Here is a 20093-nt window from a genome sequence, read left to right as displayed (position 1 = left end):
ACGACAGGGGTCTGTGCTTTGAGTCACAGGTTGTAGTATTCTTTCCTAACTGACCGTTCTGTCGGTTAATGCAAGTCACGTGCCGACCAGTCACTCTCACCCCATGGAGTTCCAATGACCGAAACTTCCACTGTCGATTCACCGTCAGGGCCAAGCACCAAGCGCGAAGAGCGCCGGGTTCTGGCCGGGACGCTGGTGGGCACCACCATTGAGTGGTACGACTTCTTCATCTTTGCCCAGCTGACAGCCACGCTGTTGGCACCGTTGTTCCTTTCTCCTTTGGAGAAGTCCAACCCGGGAGTCGCCCAGCTCCTGTCGTTCGCCACCATCGGCATCAGCTTCTTGTTCAGGCCTCTGGGCGCCTTTGTGGCCGGGCACCTCGGTGACCGCCTGGGCCGCAAGGCCGTGCTCGTAATGACGTTGGTCATGATGGGTGCTGCCACCGCATTGATCGGGATGCTGCCCACTTACGCCACCATCGGTGTCTGGGCCCCCATCCTCCTGATCACCCTGCGTGTGGTCCAAGGATTCTCGGCCGGTGGCGAATGGGGTGGTGCTGCACTCATGGCTGTGGAGCATGCGCCCCTCAAAAAGCGCGGACTGTTCGGTGCCTACCCGCAGATCGGTGTTCCGATCGGCATGATCCTGGCCACCGGGCTCTTGTTCCTGCTGCAGTCGGGCATGTCCAAGGAAGATTTCGCGTCCTGGGGATGGCGCGTTCCGTTCCTGCTGTCCGTGGTCCTCATCGTGGTGGGCTACCTCATTCGACGCGCAGTCGGCGAAAGCCCTGTCTTCAAGGAGATCGCTCAGCGCAAGGCCGAAAGCAAGGCGCCCTTGGGTGAATTGTTCCGGAAGAACAAGAAGGAAGTGGTCCTGGCCGCGCTGATCTTCATCGCCAACAACGCCGCTGGCTACTTGTTGATTGCCTTCTTCATCTCCTACGCCACACGTACGTTGAAGATGCCCACGCCCCAGGTTTTGCTGGCCACTACCATCGCTTCGTTTGGCTGGCTCATCTTCACCATGGTGGGTGGCTGGTTGTCTGACAAGATCGGCCGCGTCAAGACTTTCCTCATCGGCTACGGCCTGGTCTTTGCCTGGATGATTCCCATGTTCGTGCTCATCGATTCCAAGGACATCGTGCTCTACGGAACCGCATTGTTCGTCCTTACCATTGGGTTGGGTCTGTCCTATGGTCCAATGTCTGCCATGTATGCGGAGATGTTCCCGGCCCAGGTCCGCTACTCGGGAATATCCATCGGGTACGCGTTGGGTGCAATTCTGGGCGGTGCCTTCGCTCCCCTCATTGCCCAAGCACTCCTGGACACCACCAAGTGGTCCGGCTCGGTGGGCATTTACATCATGGTGCTGTGCGTTATCTCTGCCATTGGCGTGATCCTGGCCAAGGAAACCCGGGGTCGTCCGTTGGGATACAGCGTCCACCACTAGAAGCTCCAACAAAGTCCAAAAGACGGGCGCGGTCCAGGGGCCGCGCCCGTCTTTGCGTCCCCGCAGGACTCTTCGCGTTTATGGACGACGGCGGCTACTTGCGGCCGCTGGCCTCTGCAGTTTCAAGCTGGCCTACGACGTCGTCGTCCGACAACTGCTCGAAGCGTTCGTAGAAGGCGCCGACAGCATGGAACTTTCCGGGAGTGTGCAACGCCATCACAAAGTCGCAAACCCGACCCAGCGACGTCGAGGCTTCCAGCGAGGCAACCGGTACCGCCGCGACGACTGTGCCGGCCCCGCCCGCCCGGACCGCCTCCACGGCTGCCCGCATGGTGGCCCCCGTAGCCAGGCCGTCGTCGGCCAGCACCACGGTCTTTCCGCGGAGATCGTGGCTGATACCCGGGTAGCGGTTGGCGCGACGGATAAGTTCGGCACGCTCATGCGCTTCCACTGCATCCAAGGCGGACTGGGAAATGCCGTGGGCCAGGACAAGCTCCTTCAGGGGTCTGTTGACGATCCTAAGGACGTCCCCCCGGGACCAAGCCAATGCCCCGAAAGCGGTCTCGTCACGCCCCGGAATGCCCAGCTTGCGGACCAGTACAGCGCCAAACGGCAAGTACAGTTCTGCAGCTGCGGCTGCGGCTACCGGGACCCCGCCACGGGCCAGGCCAAGGACGATGGTATCCGGCCGTTCCCTCAGCTGGGGCAGTCCTTCAGCCAGGCGTCGACCGGCTTCCGCGCGGTCCTTGAAACGCATGCCCATCTGCTCCACTTCCACGTAATTCGTTGCACTCCCAAGCCTACCGTCCAGACCTTGCCCGGTGGCGCCCCCACTGAAAGCATGGCCTTGTGAACAAGCCCATCGGATATTGGATCAAAAGGCTGGACGCCGCATTGGAAGTCCAGCTGGACGCCACCTTGGCCAGGATCAAGCTCACTAAGCGCCAATGGCACACCTTGGGCACTCTTTCGGAGGGTGCCCTGCTGCCTGATCAGCTGGAGGACATCCTCCAGCCGGTGTGGGGCGGCGATGCCCGGCTGCGCGAGCGGGAACTTGCAGCCCTGGTGGGGCGGGGAATGATCACCATGATCGATGACAGGCTGGCACTGAGCGAACGTGGTCGGGAAAAGTACCACGAGGCCCAACGGATGGTGGAAGATGCGCGTCAGGACTTGTCCATGGGCATCGGCATCGACGAGTACGCAATGGCCCTCAGCGTACTGGAACGTATGAGCCTTAATGCTGAGCGGCTGGCCCGCTGACTGCTATACCCCGAGGAATTCGACGGCGGCTTCCTTGAACGCCCGGCTGGTTATCACGTTGGTATGGGTGCGCCCCGGAATCACCAGAGTCTCCACCATGCCTCCACGCTTGCCGGCGATCGAGGCCAACTCGGGCATGGTGGCCGCCCGTTCGTCTTTCTCGCCGGCTACGAGCAAGAGGGGCATGTGCGGGGCGGCCTCCGCGGGATCAAAGGGCTCGCCCTTGATGGCCTCTATGAGCGACAACATGGCGAACAGGTTGTTGCTAGGAAGCATCTGGGCCATCTTCAGGAGCCCGGCGGTGGACGAGTCTTCAATGGGTGTGCCGTCGGCCAGATGCCGCTGGGCGGCAACGAGGTCGAAAGCTGCCAACGGATCTGCCGAGCTCGGCCCGCCCAGGACAATGCGGTGAACCAAGTCCGGCTGGGTGGCGCCAAATTCCCAAGCCAGCCGCGATCCCAGTGAATAGCCGATGACGTCGAGTCCCGTGGACGGGTCGCCGTCGCGCAAGGGCCGGGCCCCGGCGTCGGTCACTATTTGGAGGAGGTCGGCGCGGATGCGGCTGGGGGTGTACGAATCCAGGTCCTCGGGGGAGTGGCTCCGGCCGTGACCCGGCAGGTCTACGGTGATGACCCGGCGGCCGGCATCCTGAAGCGTGGTGATCCACCCGCTGTCCACCCAGTTCAGTTTCGTGGAGGAAGAGAAGCCGTGAATCAGCAGGACGGGGCGCAGCCCGGCGTCGGTGGACGGCTCGTGAACTTCCACGAACAGCCCGGGGTCCGTTCCCTCTACCGTGTGCCTGTGCTGTTCCATGGTGTGCCTGCCGGTCATCATGTCAGTCCTCATCGAGTACGGCGCTCAGGCGGACCCGGCGCTTGGGTGCTTCGTCCTTCGGAACAGTGCCCACGATCCCGGCGGTGTCATCCGGAACCTCGAACACAATCAGCGGTTCGCCAACGTTGATGGTGTCACCGGGCGCCCCGTGAATACGCACCACTTTACCCGCCTGCGGGCTCGGCAATTCGAGGGCCGATTTTGTGGTTTCGAGCTCCACTATCGCTTGGTTGCGTTCCACCTGCTGACCGGGCTCCACGAGCCAGTCCAGCACGGTCGCCTCAATGAGGCCCTCGCCGAGGTCGGGGAGCGGGAAGGAAATTTCAGCCACGACGGTACTCCAGTACACGTTGGATCCCAAAGAGGATGCGGTCGATGTTGGGGATGTATTCGTCCTCCAGGTCTCCGGAGGGGTAGGGCACGTCGAAACCGGTCACGCGTTCAACCGGCGCCTTGAGTGTGGCGAAGCAGCTCTGCGTGATGAGCTGGGCCACCTCCGCACCCAAACCTGAGGTCAGCGGCGCTTCATGGACGACGACGGCGCGGCGCGTCTTCCCGACAGACCTCGCCAGGGCTTCTGCGTCGATCGGTTTAAGCCACCGCAGGTCCAGGACCTCGACGTCGATCCCGTCCTCGGCCGCCAGCTCAGCAACCTGCAGGCAACGGGAGACCATGGCACCCCAGGCAACGAGGGTGAGGTGACGGCCTTCCCTGGCCACATGGGCGCCGGTGAGGCTGCCGCCGTTGGACGTGTCGCCGTCGTGGGCTGCCTCACCGGGTACCGGAGTGGTGACGTCCACAGGCCCCTTTTGCCAGTAGCGCGACTTGGGCTCCATGAAGATCACCGGGTCCGGCCGGGTGGCAGCGTACTTCATCAGATGGTAGGCGTCGTGCGGGTTGGAGGGGGAGACCACCTTGAGCCCGGGGACGTGCGCGAAGAGCGCTTCCAGGCTCTCGCCATGGTGTTCCGGTGCGCGGATACCGCCGAAGCTGGGTACACGCAGTGTGATCGGCATGGGTAGGGTGCCGCGGCTGCGGTAGTTCATTCGCGCGATTTGGCAGACGATCTGGTTGATGGCCGGGTAGGCGAAACCGTCGAACTGGACTTCCGGGATGGGGTGGAAGCCTGCCATTGCCAGGCCCACGGACATGCCAAGGATGCCGGACTCGGCGAGCGGGGTGTCGAAGACGCGTGCCTCGCCGTGTTTTGCCTGGAGGCCGTCGGTGATGCGAAAGACGCCGCCAAGCCGTCCGCAGTCCTCGCCAAAAATGACGGTCTTGGGGTTCTCAGCCAGGACCTCGTCGAGTGCACGGTTGAGTGCTTGCTGCATGGAAAGCTGCTGAACGCCGGCTGCAGCGGTGTCCGTGCTGTTGTCCGTCGTTCGCAGGTCGGTGATGGTCTCAGGCATGTTCGGACTCCTCACGCCACGCGGTGGCTTGGGATTGAAGGGCTGGCGTTGGTTCCTGGAAGACCAGGCTGAACATTTCGGCGCCGGGCCTTGGACCCAGGTCAGCGATGCCTGCCCGGACGGCTTCTTCCTCTTCTTCAGCCGAGCGCTGTGCGTCCGCGAAGAAGGCCTCGTCGGCCACTCCTTCGGCGAGGAGCCGCTGCTTGAACCGCTCCAGCGGATCCTCGCCGGCGTCGAGGCGTTCCTCCTCCAGCGTGCGGTAGCGGCCGGGATCGTCCGCGGTGGAGTGCGGACCGCGACGGTAGGTCATGGCCTCGATGACCACGGGGCCGTTGCCCGCGCGGCAGTGCGCGAAAGCAGAACGAGTGGCTTCGTAGACTGCCACGACGTCATTGCCGTCCACTTGCAAGGACGGGATTCCGTAGCCTGCGGCGCGAGCTGCGACGGAGCCGCCGGCAACCTGGCGTTCCGTAGGGACGGAGATGGCCCAGCCGTTGTTTTGGATGAAGAAGACCACAGGGGCTTTCATGACTGCGGCGAAGTTCATGGCTTCGTGGACGTCACCCTGGGAGGAGGCGCCGTCGCCGAAGTACGTCATGGCTACGCCCGTTTCACCCTTGGCGTGGCCGGCCAGGGTTTGGCCGTGGGCCCAACCCACAGCGTGCAGCACTGAACCTGCCACCACGGCCTGGATGGGTGCGAACCTGGACTCCAGCGGGTTGTACATGCCGCCGTGCCACGTGGCCTTGTGGGTGGACATGTAGCCCACCATGTCCAGGCCCATGGCACGGGCAACGCCCATCTCGCGGTAGGTGGGGAAGACGAAGTCCCTGGTCCGGTCAACGGCGTAGCCGCTGCCCACCTGTGCGGCCTCCTGGCCGAGTTCCGGCGCGTAGCCCGGGATGATCCCCTGGCGCTGCCAGGCCACGGCTGAAGTGTCCAAGTGCCGGACGGCTGCCATCAGGGTGTACAGCTCACGTAGTTGCTGGTGGGTGAGCGGGGCCGCGTCATCATCGACGGCGGCCAGCACAGGATGTGTAGTCATGGCTGTGACCCTAGTCACCCAGGGGGAGTGTGCGCAATCAGCTCAGTTCAAACGAAACACTTTGTACAATTTGGGAACACAAAGAAGCCCTACACAGTACAAACTGTGCAGGGCTTCTTTGTGATGATAAACAGTTGGTTACTCGACGGATGTGGAGTGTTTGGCGGCCTTTGACTTGGCGTTGATGAAGCAACCGGCGGCTATGACCAGGATCAAAATGAATGTTCCGATCAGCTGTCCGGCACTTTCCGGGTTGGCGAAGCCCACCACCAGGATCAGGCCCAGCAGGACGAGGCCGACGATGGTGAGGAAGGGGAATCCCTTCATGCGCAGCGGCAGCTCCGTGCCGTCCCGGTCAGCCCTGCGGCGCAGGATGAACTGCGACACCAGTGCGGTACCCCAGACCACCAGGCACGTGGAGCCCACGAGGTTCAGCAAGGCGGGCAGGATCTTCTCCGGGAACAGTAGTTCAAGGACCGTTGCGATGAAGCCGAAGGCAACCGAAATTCCGACGGCGGCAACGGGAACCTTTGAGCCGCTGAGGCGGGACAGGAAGCGGGGAGCTTCCCCGCGCTCCGAGAGGGAGAAAATCATGCGGGAGGCGCCGTAGAGATTGGCGTTGAGGGCGGACAGCAGGGCAACGACTGCTACCAGGGTGATGGCCGCGCCGGCACCGGGGATTCCCGCAAGGTCCAGCACGCCGGCGAACGGGGACTTCAGGCCCTCCGAGCCCACGGGAAGAACGGCTGCGATGACAAACACGGAGCCGATGTAGAAGACCAGGATGCGCCAGACCACCGTGCGGATGGCCTTGCCCACGCTGTGGGCGGGGTTCTCGGTTTCGGCAGCAGCAACGCTGACGATCTCGGTTCCACCGAACGCGAAGATCACTACGAACAAGGCGGCGGCGATGCCCCCAATACCGTTGGGAGCAAAGTCGCCAAATGCTGAGAACCCGGGGGATGGGACGTTTGGCAGCCAGCCGAACAGCAAGGCTGCGCCGATCAGCAGGAAGATGACGATTGCGGCCACCTTGAGGATGGCGAACCAGAATTCGAACTCGCCGAAGTTGCGGACGCCCACCAGGTTGATTCCCGTGAAGACCACCATGAAGACCAGCGCAAGGACCCAGACGGGGATGACGGGCCAGATGGAGAACAGCAGTCCGGCTGCTCCGATAGCTTCAGCGGCAATGACCACCACCAACTGGAGCCACCACAGCCAGCCGATGGTTCCTCCGGCGGTCTTGCCCATGGCTTTCTCTGCGTACACGGAGAACGCGCCGCTGTTCGGGTTGGCAGCTGCCATCTCGCCGAGGGCCCACATAACCAGGATGATCAGCGTCCCGGCGACGAGGTAGGAAATAAGCACTGCGGGACCAGCGGCCTGGACGCCCGCTCCTGAACCGAGGAAGAGGCCTGCCCCGATCGCACTGCCGAGCCCCATCATGGTGAGCTGGCGAGGTTTGAGTGAGTGGCCGAGGCCGGATGTTGGGGCAGGAGCCGCGATGGACTTCGTTGTCATACGTGTCTACCTTCTATGGATTACATGCTGGTTTGGCGTGCTGGCCTCATGGGCTTGGCACGCAGGCGTCGACGACGCAGCAAGAGCCGTGGAATAATTCTCGCAGTTTGTAAGATACATCACTTTTTGCTTTAGCGATGTGATGGGTACGGATCCCCGGGGACAGGAACTTTGATGCTGGTCGATGCGCTTGATGCAAAAATTGTACGTTTCTTCACTGATTCACCGCGATCCTCAGTGCTGGAGGCCTCCCGCGTGCTCAGGGTCGCAAGGGCTACGGTGCAGTCCCGAATTGACCGGATGATTGAGAACGGGGTCATTGGTTCCTGGGTTCCGCAGCCGGATCCCGCCAATTTCGGTTTTCCGGTGGTGGCCTTCTGCTCGGTGACCATCACGCAGGAGATTGGCCACGACGCCATCATCGAAAGCCTGAGCGCCATCCCGGAGATTATCGAGGTCCACACGGTCACGGGAAACTCGGACCTTATGGTGAGGATCGCGGCGCGGTCCAACCCGGATATGCAGCGCGTGCTCGATGCCATGATCGCAACCAAGTCGGTGGTCCGGTGCTCGTCTGTCATTGTCCTGAACAGTCACATCCAGGGCCGCACTTTGCCGCTGATGGAAGCGGCCGTGAAGCAGGTGTGACGTAAAGCATTTTGCTAACCACCAGTTGAGCCGTACCATTAGTTCTAGTCAACATGACTTTAACTAACGCTTCGCTATACGGGAGTGGTTTTGGGACGGCGATGAAGCGAGGTGAACGCCGTGAACACCAACTCAGCAAACGTCGCCGAGAGGCGGCTCGCACCGCCGTCGTTGGCTATTTCAACGGTGATTTTCGCGCTCCGCCCCAGTGAGAAGTCAGGTCGACCCACGTTGTGGCTACCTCTGGTCCGCCGCATCCGCGAGCCCTACAAAGACATGTGGGCTCTCCCGGGCGGGCCGTTGGCCCACGACGAATCGCTACAGGACGCGGCATCGCGAAACCTCCGCGAGACCACCGGTCTGGCACCCCACTACCTTGAGCAGCTGTACGCGTTCGGAGGCCTCCACAGGTCGCCCACCCAGCGGGTCGTCTCCATCGTGTACTGGGCTTTGGTCCAACCCACCGAAGCTGCCCTCGCCGATGAATCCGAGAATGTGCGCTGGTTCCGGGCAGACCGGCTCGGCGAACTGGCCTTTGACCACAACGCAATCGTGGACTACGCCCTCTGGCGGCTCCGCAACAAGATGGCTTACGGGTCCATCGCCTACCACCTGCTGGGAGAGTTCTTCACCCTCGCCCAGGTCCGCGAAGTCTACGAAGCTGTGCTGGACCGCCAGCTGGATCCCGCCAACTTCCGCAGGCACGTCAAGGCAACACCGGAAATCGAAGAAACCGGTGAATACCTCCAAGGCGGAAAACACCGCCCACCACGCCTCTACCGCTTTACCGGCACGCCCGGCCTCGGGCCAGATAACAGGAGTACACCATGAGCAGCGTCAACACTGCCGTCCAGCTGATCACTCGCGAAGAAGCCGAGAAGGGCCTCTCCCGCGCAGGGTCCACGTGCAGCCCGGCCCTGGCCAGGGGCCCATGGGAGTACGACCTTGCAGAGTCCCTTGCCGGTGAGCCCGCCTACGGCCCAGGCGCCTCAAGCGATGACGTAGCGCCCCAGGCCACGCCGCGCCAAGGCCAGCTGCCTGAAGAGTACAAGAAGGCCACCGACGCTGAACTTGACGCCCGCATCCGGGCCGCCAAAGCGACGCTGGGGGACCGCGCCGTCATCCTGGGCCACTTCTACCAGCGAGACGAAGTCATCCAATACGCAGACTTCGTCGGCGACTCGTTCCAGCTCGCCAACGCAGCACTGACCAAGCCGGACGCCGAAGCAATCATCTTCTGCGGGGTCCACTTCATGGCCGAGACAGCGGACATCCTCTCAACCCCTGAACAGGCAGTGATCCTGCCGAACCTCGCTGCGGGTTGCTCCATGGCGGACATGGCAGACGAAGACTCTGTTGAGGAGTGCTGGGAGCAGTTGGAGGAAATATTCGGTACGGACGCGGACGCATCCGGGCGTGTACCCGTCATCCCCGTCACGTACATGAACTCTTCCGCTGCGCTCAAGGCGTTCTGTGGAAGGAACGGCGGGATTGTCTGCACCTCGTCCAATGCCAAGGTTGTCCTGGAATGGGCCTTCGAACGCGGCCAGCGGGTCCTGTTCTTCCCCGATCAGCACTTGGGCCGCAACACGGCCAAAGCACTGGGCGTCCCGCTGGAACAGATGCCCATGTGGAATCCGCGCAAGGAACTCGGCGGCAACGACGAACAAGCGCTGCTGGACTCCCGCGTCATCCTCTGGCACGGGTTCTGCTCAGTCCACAAGCGCTTCAACGTGGGCCAGATCGAAAAAGCCCGCTTGGACTTCCCGGGCGTCAAGGTGATCGTCCACCCCGAATGCCCCATGGAGGTAGTGGACGCCGCCGACTCCGCCGGTTCCACCGATTTCATCAAGAAGGCCATCGCTGCCGCCACCGAACCCACCACGTTTGCCATCGGCACCGAGATCAACATGGTGAACCGGCTCGCCGCTGAAAACCCGCAACACACCATCTTCTGCCTCGATCCCGTCATCTGCCCGTGCTCCACCATGTACCGCATCCACCCCGGCTACCTCGCCTGGGTCCTTGAGGAACTTGTGGAAGGACGCATCGTCAACCGCATTACCGTGGACGACTCAGTTCAGGAAAACGCCAAGATTGCGCTGGAGCGCATGCTGGCTGCCAAGCCCGCCTAAGCCAGCTGAGCACCCCACCAGAAAGATCACACCGCACTAGCCGAATCGAGCCTCACATGACTACAGCGAGCGTTGCTGGAGGACCCGCCCCCAAGCGGCTGATCGTCGTCGGAAGCGGAATTGCCGGACTGTACTCCGCGCTGCTTGCCGCAGAAGCCGGCGCGGAAGTGGTGCTGCTGACCAAGGGTGCGCTCGCGGACAGCAACACCTACTATGCCCAGGGTGGGATCTCTGCTGTGCTGGACGAGCCTGCCCCCGGTGACACGGTGGCTGCGCACATTGCTGACACCCTCAAAGCAGGGGCGGGCCACTGCAACGAAGAAGCAGTACAGGTGTTGTGCGCCGAGGCGCGGTTGGACATCGCGGGGCTGGGACGGTTCGGCGTGCAGTTCGACCTCGACGACGACGGCGACCCCGCCTTGGGTCTCGAAGCCGCCCATTCAGCTCCGCGCATCCTGCACGCCGGCGGCGACGCCACCGGCGCCGGGGTGGCGGCCGCGCTGATCAGGACAGTCCTGGATTTCCAAGCCGCGGGCAGGATCCAAGTCATCGGGCATGCCCAGGTTACGTCGCTCTCGCTGGGCGGACCACAGGGCGGCCGCGTTGTGGGAGCAAATTTCCTCCACGACGGACGCCACCTTGGCGTCCACGGCGACTCCGTCCTCCTCGCAACAGGCGGAGCCGGGCAGCTTTTTGCCCAAACCACCAATCCTGCTGTAGCCACGGCAGATGGCTTGGCGCTCGCATGGCGTGTAGGAGCGGCCGTTGCGGACCTTGAGTTCTTCCAGTTCCACCCCACGTGCATGGTGATCCCGGCCGCGGCAAGGGAAGCAGAAGGGAACACAGACCCGCTGCTGATCTCCGAAGCAGTGCGGGGCGAAGGTGCCATCCTGGTCGACGCCAACGGGCACCGGTTCATGCCCGACTACCACCCCGACTCAGAACTTGCGCCAAGGGACGTCGTCTCCCGCAGCATCGCCCTGCACCTGGCGGAACTCGGCGACCCCAACGGCCATGTCTTCCTCGACGCCACCGTGATCGAAGAACAGCGAGGCCAAGGCTTCCTGGCCAAGCGCTTCCCCACCCTCAGCAAACGGACGCGCCAGGCCGGCGTCGACTGGACCCGCCAACTTGTTCCCGTCGCACCAGCGGCCCACTACTGGATGGGCGGTGTGGTGACCGACCTTCACGGCCGGACATCTGTTCCTGGTTTGCTCGCTGCCGGTGAAGTCGCATGTACTGGTGTGCAAGGTGCAAACCGACTGGCCAGCAACTCCCTGCTTGAAGGCCTCGTTTTCGGGCGGCGGGCTGTGGAAGCGTTCCTCGGGGGTAGTTCCACAGGTCCCTTGGCGCCTGCGCTCGAGCCTCGTACCGGCGATCGCCTCGCAAGCTCGGCGGCCGGTTCGGGCGCTCACTCGACAACGGCGCTGTCGGGACCTCCGGAACTACCGGTTGTTGACAGCGGACGTCCGCTGTCGGGGCCTCCTGCGCCGCTGGATGATGTGGCTGGTTACGTGAGCGCTCAATCGGCAGAGTCCGGTGGGTTTTCGCGGCAGGCACTTCGCCGCCTCATGACGGCCAAGGCCGGCGTGCTCCGGAGCGGGGAGTTGTTGGGTGAGGCCGCCGAAGCTCTTGGCGAGTGGGAGAGTGGGGTGCTGCCATTGAATGTTCCGGACTCCGTTGATGCCCGGGAGCATGAGGACTCCAATTTGATGTTGGCGGCACAGTTGCTCGTCCATGCGGCCCGGGAGCGTCGGGAATCGCTGGGTGCGCACTACCGCAGTGACAGCGTAAGCGAACCAGCCGCCGTCGAGGATTTTGACAAGCGTTACACCATGAGTCGGAAAGCGAGCCTAGTCCATGACTAACCTGACCCTCCCCGCAGCCCCCGTCCGGGACATCCTGGAACGGGCATTCGCCGAGGACGCACCCAGCGGAGACATCACCTCGCAACTGCTGATCCCCGCCGACGCGCGGGCCGATGCCGTGCTGAATGCTCGCGTCCCGGGAATCTTCAGCGGCGGTACGGTTTTCCGCGACGCCATGAAGCTTGTGGACCCGGACACCCAGGTTGAGCTGCTGATCGCTGACGGTGATGCGTTCGACGCCGGAACCCACCTCGCGCGGGTCAGCGGCAGGGCCCGTTCAGTGTTGCTTGCCGAAAGAGTGGGCCTGAACCTGGTGCAGCGGATGAGTGCAATCGCCACCAAGACCGCGGAATTCGTGAGGCTCGTGGAAGGGACGCGTGCGCGGATCACTGATACCCGCAAGACGACGCCCGGACTTCGTGTCCTGGAACGCTACGCGGTTCGCTGCGGTGGGGGAGCGAACCACCGCTACAGCCTTTCCGATGCCGTTCTGGCCAAGGACAACCACTTGGCCGTCATGACCGGAGGCGATCCCACCAAGCTGACCGAGCTGCTGGTTGCCGCCAAAGCCCAGCTCGGCCACACCACACACTTCGAAGTCGAAGTGGACAGAGCCGAGCAGATCGAACCGGTGCTGGCGGCCGGTGTGGACACCATCATGCTGGACAACTTCTCCTTTGACGAGCTCCGGGCCGGAGTCAAGCAAGTGGACGGGCGGGCTATCGTGGAAGCCAGCGGCAACGTGAACATCAACACCGTCACCGAAATCGCTTCGACGGGCGTGGACGTCATCTCCATCGGAGGCCTGACCCACAGCGTGACCGCGCTCGACCTCGGACTCGACATCGAACTCAAAGCCACACAGAACTGAAGGCGTTTCCGCCATGATCTTCCTCGACGCCGCAGCCACCACTCCGGTCCGCCGCGAGGCCCTCGAAGCCATGTGGCCGTATCTGAGCGGCGAGTTCGGCAACCCCTCCAGCCATCACAGCCTGGGCGAAGCGGCAGCAGATGCGCTCGCAGAGGCGCGGTCCGGCGTCGCGAAGGTCCTGAACTGCCGTGCCGGTGAGGTGACCTTCACCTCGGGAGGCACGGAGGCGGACAACCTTGCCCTCAAAGGCATTGCTTTGGCCCGCCAGGCGTCCGACCCTTCGCTGAACAGGGTGGTCATCAGCGCAATCGAGCATCCCGCGGTGGAAGAGTCGGCCCGCTACCTGGAACGAGTGCACGGGTTCGCCGTGGACGTGCTTGCAGTCGATGGAGAAGGCCTGGTGTCGATCGACGACCTGAGAGCGACGATTAGGCCTGAAACCGCTTTGGTGAGCATCATGTACGCCAACAATGAGATCGGAACCATCCAGCCGATTGCCGCCTTGGTAAAGCTGTCGCGGGAGCACGGCGTGCCTTTCCATACTGACGCGGTTCAGGCCGCCGGATGGTTACCGCTGGACGTCAAAGCGCTTGGCGTGGACGCATTGAGTATGTCCGGACACAAACTTGGTGCGCCCAAGGGATCCGGTGTGCTGTTCACCAAGGGCCGTCTTCGCGTGGAACCACTGGTGCATGGCGGGGGCCAGGAGAGGTCAAGGCGCTCTGGCACAGAGAACGTGGCCGGGGCCGTGGCACTGTCCACGGCCCTCAGGCTTTCCCACGCCGAGCAACCCGAACAGGCCCCGCGGGTTTCCGCTCTGAGGAATCAGTTCATCGATCAGATCCTCGCCACCGTACCGGACGCCGTGCTCACGGGTCACCGTAGCCAACGGCTGCCCTCAGTGGCTTCTTTCTGCTTCCCGGGCACCAGCGGCGAGTCTGTGCTGCTTGAGCTTGAGCGGCTTGGTGTGCTGTGTTCCAGTGGCTCAGCCTGCGCGGCAGGATCGGACGCGCCCTCACCGGTGCTGGTTGCCCTCGGCATCGCCCCTGAAACGGCACAGACTGCGGTGCGTTTCAGCTTCACGTCAACTGTCACTGACGCCGAACTGGAACAGGCCGCTGTTGCCGTGGAAACCGCCGTCGGACGTGTCCGGAACCTGGCGGCACCGCAGCCAGGCTAGAACCGGCGGCCGGGCTGGCTATACGTGCCGGGCTCGCCGAAAAATCCAGTGCCGCAACAGGGTAAACCGTACGGCCGTGGCCACGAACCCGGACAAAGTCGTGGTCCAAAGCTCTTCCGTGACAGTGGCTTCGGGCCGGAGGAGATGCAGGACGCCCAAGCTCCCGCCGGTAATGATCAGCGCAATGCAGATCACGATCACTCCACTCAGGTGATCCTGCGTGCGCTTCTTGCGGCCCGTGATTTTGAAAGTCAGGCGGCGGTTCAGGGCCGTGTTCATCAGCGACGTCAGGATCAGTGCCACAGCGTTGGCCAGTTGGGGATCAATCCAAGGCCGCAGCAAAGCATAGATGGCCAGGGAGCTTGCCGTGCATACGACACCAACCCCGGTGAAGCGGATCAATTGCCGGACCACTGGGTATTTCAGGACGCCGCGATGCCGCTTGCGTGGGAGTTTAGGGGAGGGAGGCGGGCGCAGCTCAGTGGCTTCCGCAGCTATCTCCATGGAGTTAAGCCTGACACACTATGCAGTCAGGTCTTCCCAGGAAGCGCCTGTGACGGGGTTGTGAAGCTCGCCGATTCCTTCCACACGGCACACTACGGTGTCGCCGGGTTGGATTCGGGCACACTCTGCCGGGAACCCTGTGAGCACAAGGTCGCCGGGTCGGAGGGTCATGAACGAGGTCAGATAGACCATGATCTCGTCCACTTTCCAACCGAGATCCGCTGAACTGGCCGTCCTGAGGGAGTGGCCGTTGTGGATAATGCCGATTTCAAGGTTCGAGTCATCCAGGTCCGTGACCATCCACGGGCCGACGGGCGTGAACGTGTCCTGGCTTTTGGCGCTGATCCAGAGTTCGTCGGTCTTCTGGAGGTCTCGGGCGGAGACATCATTGCCGATGGTGTATCCAAGGATTGCGGACCGCGCCGTTTCCAGGGTCAAACCTCGCGCGGCACGCCCGACGACGACGGTCAGTTCAGCCTCCGGGTCCACATAGCCCACGGTGGAGCTCAGTTGGATTGCTTCACCGGGGCCGATGACGCTGGATGCTGCTTTGTGGAAGGCCTGGGGAGGCAGGTCCCTGCCAGGCTGCCCGGTGTTGTGGGCCATGCCGAAGACGTTGACAGGTAACGACGGGGCCAGGAAGTTGAACGAATCCTCGCTGACCACATCGCCAAGCTCCCATCCCTCCCTGTCAGGACTGTTCGCGTTCGCCCTCGATCCCGGGAAAGGGGACTCCACCACGGTCCACTGTGTTCCGGCGAACGAGTCGAACTCCGTAGCGTCATTGGCCACGAAGAACTGCTCGTCGGTTGCCTGGGGAGAGGTGGGCCGGACACGGGCGATGCGACGGGGAAGTGGTGAAGTCATGAGGACATCCTACGTCCTCCTTGGGCTTCACCCGACGTTGCGAGGCCTGTTTTACGCCCTTCGACACAACTTTGGCGCGCAGAGCGGGCCTTCCAGCGCGTCAGGTCAGTGGAGCCGATCCGAACGCAACGCTGAAGCGGTCGCACCATAGGACCACAGACATCAGCCCGGCGACGTCGGTCCCAGCAGGGATGGCGTAGTTGTGGTTGCCGTGCGTGGCTTTGATAGCACCCAGATCCACGTATCGTCCGGAACGGTACTTGAACCAGTCACCGCCGGCCTCCAGGCTGCTCAACCAGACTTTGACGTCCGGACCGTCGCTGCTGGCCAGGTTCTCGAGTCGCAGCAGATGGCTACCATCGGCGAGCTTCACCAGATGGGCCGTGCCATTGGTCTCATGCTCCTGGGATTGGAAAGTACCCGAGCTAAGAATCACCGGAGTTACAGGGGCGGGCGGTGTGGGAACCGGCGCCGCGGGAACGGACCCTGCGGACGGCGTTGAGCTTGAGGCTGCGGGTTTGTCGCTAGGTCCCGAGCCCGCAGAAAACGGTGCAGCGGGCAGCGCTTCATTGAGGCTGCTGCTGGTGAAGAGGCGCCACGGCTGGAACAACGCGGCTCCCGCCACCACCGCTAAAAGGATCACCAAACCTGCCACGGCCGCAAGGATCCTGTGGGCCCGGACCAGTCTCCGGAATCGGATCATGCTCCACAGTGTGTTCATGCTCCAAGGCTAGGCTTCGCAGGACCGATGCGGGTGCTCCAAGGCTTACGGTTCGATGACGCGTTGTCCTCGTGGCGCGGAGGAAGGACACAGGGGCCGGGCTTAGAATCCGTTCCATGCGTCTGGCGATCATTGGGTTGGTCCTCCTTGTGGCTGGTGGGATCACCGTGGCCACGGGTGTCCTGCCATGGCAGGAAGTGGCGGTGCTGGTGGACCGGGTGGCACCCATCCTTGGCTTCGTGGTTGCCATGACGGTGGTGACAGAACTCGTCAGTGAGGCCGGCGCCTTCCAGTGGATAGCCCGCCATCTGCGCGGTTGGGGGCGTGGGAGCAGCATCCTTCTGTGGTTGCTTTTGGCTTTGTTTGCGACCTTGAGCACTGTCTTCCTGTCGCTGGATACGACGGCGGTGCTCCTCACTCCCGTAGTGGTCACCGTTGCCCGCCAAGCGGGCCTGCCCGTCCTTCCCTTTGCCCTGACCACGGTGTGGCTCGCCAACACGGCCAGCTTGTTGCTTCCCATCTCCAACCTGACCAACCTCTTGGCGCAACACAACCTGGGCGGAATCAGTCCCGCAGAGTTCGCCCAACTGATGTGGGCGCCGTCGTTAGCAGCCGTCCTGGTCCCTTTGGTGTTCGTGGCCATCGTTTTTCGGCGCGAACTGCGCAAGACCTATGCGCGTGATTTCACCCGTCCAGCCCAAGGAACTTCGTCCACGGCAACCACCGACAGGGTCTTGCTGATCCTCAGCGCCGTGGTCCTGTTGCTGCTGTTGCCGGCTCTGGTATCCGGAGTTGCCATCTGGATTCCTGCCGGGGCAGCTGCGGCCACCCTCGCGGTAGCGTTCGCAGTCCGTAGGCCCAAGGTGCTCAGGGTGACGTTGATTCCGTGGTCGCTGTTGCTGTTTACCTGTGGCCTCTTCCTGGTAGTCGAGGCAGGCCAATACCTTGGAGCGTCACTGCTTCTTGGCCAAGTGGCCGGGCAGGGGGAGGGGTTCCTTGAACTACTGAGACTGGCCATGACGGGAGCCCTTGGCTCCAATGTGGTCAACAACCTCCCTGCCTACCTGCTGGCCGAGCCACTGGCAGGAAACCCCGAGAGGATGGCCGCCCTTTTGGTGGGAGTCAACGCGGGGCCCTTGATCACGCCCTGGGCATCACTGGCCACCCTGTTATGGCACGACAGGTTGGTGCGGATGAACGTGCTGATCAAGTGGAGGGGATACGCGCTCTTCGGCCTGATTGTGGCGCCCCTGACAATACTGGCCGCCGTTGCGGCGCTCGTATTTTTTGGCCCTGGTGGGCTGTTCGGCTAGCCCAGGTAAAGTTCCCCCACAGGTACTTCTGCCGCCAAGCGGTTGGCGGGTCCAGCCAGCGGGCACGCCCAAGCTTCGTTGTAGGCGCACGACGGGTTGTACGCAAAGTTGAAATCCAGCACGAGCTCTTGCCCGGCACCGGTTTCGCGCGTCCCATGGAACGAGCCCTTGACGGTGTCCAGCAGATATCTTCCCGCTCCGTAGCTTCCGCCGTCCCTGCCGGATGTCGAGTCACGGAAGGGCACGAAGATGCCGCCGCCATAGCTCCGTAGACGCCAGGCCGCCAAGGAGCCCAATCCAGGTAGCTCAAGGGTGCCGATCCTTGTGAACGGCACCACGCCGTCAGTCCCCGTTTCGACATTCATCTCCTGGCCGGCTCCTTCGGGCGACAAGGCGGCATACATGCGGAAGGAGGGATCGTAGTCAGCGGTCCGCAGCCCGGAAAATGAGGCTTTCATCTCTGCTGTGAGTGCTGACGCGGGATGGGTTGCGAACATCAGGTCCCGTTCCTGCCGCCAAAAGACATGCGCGTCGAACGGGTTGGTGGCTGCGAGTTGACGCACCTTGTCATAGAGAGCAAACGTCCTCAGGCGCCAGTCGGCAATATCAACCGCTGACATAGTGGGAATGTCGTCCTCGAAATAGTCATGCTGATCGGGAGCCATACCCTCAGCCTAGTCCTGTGCGTGTCGCGGGATCGCCGCAGCTAGGCTGTGCTCATGAAGGGCATCCTGAACCTGCGCCGCATTCCGATGCAGTTCGCTGCCGTGGTACTGGCGGGTTCCGTACTCGCGGCCACCACCTCCTGCTCCGCTGAAAACAAAGGCCCGCAAGTAACCTCCACGGCCAGCTCCCAGCCCAACAGTTCGGAATCAGGGACAGGCACTGCGGAAAGCACGACGCCGGCAACGGGCTCCGCGGCCGGCTCGCCGTCCGTATCCCCTGGCGCAGACGACAGCGCGTCGGCCAGCGCGGAACCCAGCCCGGCCGCAACGGCGGTGTCTTGGAAGACGTACACGGACTCCGCCAAAACCGTCAGCTTTGAGCTACCGCAGGAGTGGATAGCCCAATCGGTGACGCCGGAGGCCGGCTCTCTGGCCCACGCAGTGAAGGTGGAGGTCAAGGATGCTGAAGGACGCTATATCGCCACCCTCCAAACTGGCCTGCCCTCGGCTGCGCCCGTTGCCTGTCCCGCCGGGCGGGCCCGCCCGTACGTTGTGATCAGCAGCGTTCCCTTGGACGTCCCGCACTCGGATGGCCCGGACACCATTGATCCGCGAGTGGTTTTCCGCGTAGTCCAGGGTTACAAGTTTTTTGGCTCCTACGGCATCACCAATATGGTGGCTGGTGTGGACGGGCAGTCCTGCGAACTGAGGAACAGGGTGCTCGGCCCTGCCGGAAAGGGCGATATCTCCTTTGGTGACGTCCTGGCGATCCACGCCTTCGCCGCGGACGAGAAGGTGGCCCCGGCCAAGGCTTTCGATACTCTGGACCTGGCCGCGAAGTACGCGGTCCACGGATCTGAATTCGCCAATGTCCAGCGGATGCTACTGTCTCTGAAGGTCAATCTGTAGTCCTGCGATTGGCTGATTCACAAACACGGCGGCGATGGGGATGCCCGCCGAAACCCACCCCGGAGATCAATGGAACGCAATGTTGCTGCCTCGCTCGTTTTCAAGACTGCAGCCAACACCAAGGTGGCCATGGCCATAGCTGTGGCCAAAAACCATGGCTACGACGCAGTGGAGGAAACCCTGTCCATCACCCTGGACGGTGCTGAGGTTCCCTTTGCCGAACTCAGCGACCACCATGGCGGCCGCTTTCACTACCTGGAGTTCACTGAGCCCAGCGAGGTAACAGTGGACTATCGGGCAACGGTTCATGGCTTTGGAGAGCCGGATACATCCAGCCCGATGGAGCTCATCAGGTATGTCAGACCCAGCCGGTACGCGGAGTCAGACAGGCTGCTGCCTACTTCCTATGCCGAGTTCGGCAGCCTTCAAGGTCCCGAACTGCTCCAAGCTGTACGCAACTGGGTGAACGGGGAATTGCGGTACGTCAGCGGTTCGTCCCGGGGAACTGACGGAGCCGTGGAAACTTTGCTCCACCGTAAAGGCGTGTGCCGGGACTTCGCGCATCTGGCAATCGCCCTGTTGAGGTCCAAGGACGTTCCTGCGCGCCTGGCGGCGGTGTACGCTCCAGGGCTGAGTCCCATGGATTTCCATGCTGTTGCCGAGGCACACATTAACGGAGCCTGGCACATCATCGACCCCACCGGACTCGCTCCCCGTGAATCCATGCTCCGCATCACTGCCGGACGCGATTCATCGGATACCGCGTTCCTGTCCACCGTAGGCGGCAGCCTGACCTTGAAAACGCTCAAGGTCAGTGCGTCGGTAAACGGAGAGCTCCCGGTGGAGGACCCCCGGGAGCTCGTCAGCTTGCGTTAGTGCCGGGCGAAT

At 62.8% G+C, this 20093-nt stretch carries 21 protein-coding genes; 11 read left to right on the top strand and 10 right to left on the bottom strand.

Annotation, left to right across the window (positions count from 1 at the left end; genetic code table 11):
• Window positions 1–114: 114 nt before the first annotated feature.
• A complete protein-coding gene (locus ACIQTW_RS02975) occupies window positions 115–1449 on the top strand; it encodes an MFS transporter (RefSeq protein ID WP_091468291.1) in 1335 nt (444 codons plus the stop codon).
• A 94-nt stretch (window positions 1450–1543) separates the two neighbouring features.
• On the opposite strand, the gene ACIQTW_RS02970 is transcribed toward ACIQTW_RS02975, so the two are convergent.
• Window positions 1544–2212, bottom strand: a complete 669-nt coding sequence (locus tag ACIQTW_RS02970; RefSeq protein ID WP_402936189.1) for a phosphoribosyltransferase — start codon at window positions 2210–2212, stop codon at window positions 1544–1546.
• 86 nt (window positions 2213–2298) lie between these two features.
• On the opposite strand from ACIQTW_RS02970, the gene ACIQTW_RS02965 reads away from it, so the two are divergent.
• Window positions 2299–2712, top strand: coding sequence for a MarR family transcriptional regulator (locus ACIQTW_RS02965; protein ID WP_402933545.1), 414 nt, complete (start codon window positions 2299–2301; stop codon window positions 2710–2712).
• Window positions 2713–2715: 3 nt separating this feature from the next.
• On the opposite strand, the gene ACIQTW_RS02960 is transcribed toward ACIQTW_RS02965, so the two are convergent.
• From ACIQTW_RS02960 to ACIQTW_RS02940, 5 genes are all read right to left on the bottom strand, one after another.
• The gene (locus ACIQTW_RS02960; RefSeq protein WP_402933542.1) at window positions 2716–3546 is read right to left on the bottom strand and encodes an alpha/beta fold hydrolase; all 831 of its coding nucleotides are present in this window, start codon (window positions 3544–3546) and stop codon (window positions 2716–2718) included.
• A 1-nt stretch (window position 3547) separates the two neighbouring features.
• Complete coding sequence (locus tag ACIQTW_RS02955) at window positions 3548–3877, bottom strand: biotin/lipoyl-containing protein (protein ID WP_014922133.1); 330 nt, start codon at window positions 3875–3877, stop codon at window positions 3548–3550.
• Window positions 3870–4955: an alpha-ketoacid dehydrogenase subunit beta gene (locus tag ACIQTW_RS02950; RefSeq protein WP_402933539.1), complete on the bottom strand. Its 1086-nt coding sequence runs from the start codon at window positions 4953–4955 to the stop codon at window positions 3870–3872. The genes ACIQTW_RS02955 and ACIQTW_RS02950 overlap by 8 nt, the downstream gene beginning before the upstream one ends.
• Window positions 4948–6000 carry a thiamine pyrophosphate-dependent enzyme gene (locus ACIQTW_RS02945; protein ID WP_402933536.1) on the bottom strand — a complete coding sequence of 351 codons (1053 nt, stop codon included), beginning with the start codon at window positions 5998–6000 and terminating at the stop codon, window positions 4948–4950. Before ACIQTW_RS02945 ends, ACIQTW_RS02950 begins: the two co-directional genes overlap by 8 nt.
• 138 nt (window positions 6001–6138) lie before the next feature.
• Complete coding sequence (locus tag ACIQTW_RS02940) at window positions 6139–7524, bottom strand: amino acid permease (RefSeq protein WP_091468278.1); 1386 nt, start codon at window positions 7522–7524, stop codon at window positions 6139–6141.
• Window positions 7525–7698: 174 nt separating this feature from the next.
• Here ACIQTW_RS02940 and ACIQTW_RS02935 point away from each other — a divergent pair, with 174 nt between their 5' ends.
• The 6 genes from ACIQTW_RS02935 to ACIQTW_RS02910 all read left to right on the top strand — a co-directional run bounded on the left by ACIQTW_RS02935 (window position 7699) and on the right by ACIQTW_RS02910 (window position 14226).
• Window positions 7699–8172 carry an Lrp/AsnC family transcriptional regulator gene (locus ACIQTW_RS02935; protein WP_017200403.1) on the top strand — a complete coding sequence of 158 codons (474 nt, stop codon included), beginning with the start codon at window positions 7699–7701 and terminating at the stop codon, window positions 8170–8172.
• 111 nt (window positions 8173–8283) lie between these two features.
• Window positions 8284–9003, top strand: a complete 720-nt coding sequence (locus ACIQTW_RS02930) for an NrtR DNA-binding winged helix domain-containing protein (RefSeq protein ID WP_011775198.1) — start codon at window positions 8284–8286, stop codon at window positions 9001–9003.
• Window positions 9000–10307 carry a quinolinate synthase NadA gene (gene nadA / locus ACIQTW_RS02925; protein WP_402933533.1) on the top strand — a complete coding sequence of 436 codons (1308 nt, stop codon included), beginning with the start codon at window positions 9000–9002 and terminating at the stop codon, window positions 10305–10307. The genes ACIQTW_RS02930 and nadA overlap by 4 nt, the downstream gene beginning before the upstream one ends.
• A 56-nt stretch (window positions 10308–10363) precedes the next feature.
• A complete protein-coding gene (locus ACIQTW_RS02920) occupies window positions 10364–12175 on the top strand; it encodes an L-aspartate oxidase (protein ID WP_402933530.1) in 1812 nt (603 codons plus the stop codon).
• Window positions 12168–13046: a carboxylating nicotinate-nucleotide diphosphorylase gene (gene nadC, locus ACIQTW_RS02915; RefSeq protein WP_402933528.1), complete on the top strand. Its 879-nt coding sequence runs from the start codon at window positions 12168–12170 to the stop codon at window positions 13044–13046. Before ACIQTW_RS02920 ends, nadC begins: the two co-directional genes overlap by 8 nt.
• Window positions 13047–13059: 13 nt before the next feature.
• Entirely contained in the window at window positions 13060–14226 is a 1167-nt protein-coding gene (locus tag ACIQTW_RS02910) for a cysteine desulfurase family protein (protein WP_402933526.1), read from the top strand.
• An 18-nt stretch (window positions 14227–14244) separates the two neighbouring features.
• Here ACIQTW_RS02910 and ACIQTW_RS02905 read toward each other — a convergent pair whose 3' ends face one another.
• The 3 genes from ACIQTW_RS02905 to ACIQTW_RS02895 form a co-directional block, all read right to left on the bottom strand.
• Window positions 14245–14730, bottom strand: coding sequence for a GtrA family protein (locus tag ACIQTW_RS02905; protein WP_402933523.1), 486 nt, complete (start codon window positions 14728–14730; stop codon window positions 14245–14247).
• Between the two features lie 18 nt (window positions 14731–14748).
• On the bottom strand, window positions 14749–15597 hold the full coding sequence (locus ACIQTW_RS02900) for a fumarylacetoacetate hydrolase family protein (RefSeq protein ID WP_402933521.1): 849 nt from the start codon (window positions 15595–15597) through the stop codon (window positions 14749–14751).
• A gap of 100 nt (window positions 15598–15697) precedes the next feature.
• The gene (locus ACIQTW_RS02895; protein WP_402933519.1) at window positions 15698–16318 is read right to left on the bottom strand and encodes a DM13 domain-containing protein; all 621 of its coding nucleotides are present in this window, start codon (window positions 16316–16318) and stop codon (window positions 15698–15700) included.
• Between the two features lie 116 nt (window positions 16319–16434).
• Here ACIQTW_RS02895 and ACIQTW_RS02890 point away from each other — a divergent pair, with 116 nt between their 5' ends.
• On the top strand, window positions 16435–17631 hold the full coding sequence (locus ACIQTW_RS02890) for an SLC13 family permease (protein ID WP_402933517.1): 1197 nt from the start codon (window positions 16435–16437) through the stop codon (window positions 17629–17631).
• Here the strand turns inward: ACIQTW_RS02890 and ACIQTW_RS02885 are convergent.
• A complete protein-coding gene (locus ACIQTW_RS02885; RefSeq protein ID WP_402933514.1) occupies window positions 17628–18296 on the bottom strand; it encodes a DUF1684 domain-containing protein in 669 nt (222 codons plus the stop codon). The genes ACIQTW_RS02890 and ACIQTW_RS02885 overlap by 4 nt on opposite strands.
• A 54-nt stretch (window positions 18297–18350) precedes the next feature.
• Here ACIQTW_RS02885 and ACIQTW_RS02880 point away from each other — a divergent pair, with 54 nt between their 5' ends.
• Window positions 18351–19205, top strand: a complete 855-nt coding sequence (locus ACIQTW_RS02880) for a hypothetical protein (RefSeq protein ID WP_402933512.1) — start codon at window positions 18351–18353, stop codon at window positions 19203–19205.
• Between the two features lie 69 nt (window positions 19206–19274).
• Window positions 19275–20081, top strand: a complete 807-nt coding sequence (locus ACIQTW_RS02875) for a transglutaminase family protein (RefSeq protein WP_402933510.1) — start codon at window positions 19275–19277, stop codon at window positions 20079–20081.
• Window positions 20082–20093 lie beyond the last annotated feature (12 nt).

It is taken from the genome of Paenarthrobacter sp. NPDC090517, assembly GCF_044769165.1.
In the GTDB taxonomy this organism is placed as follows: Bacteria; Actinomycetota; Actinomycetes; order Actinomycetales; family Micrococcaceae; genus Arthrobacter.
Note: the sequence above shows the minus strand (reverse complement) of the source record. Positions and strands in the feature narration are given on the sequence as shown.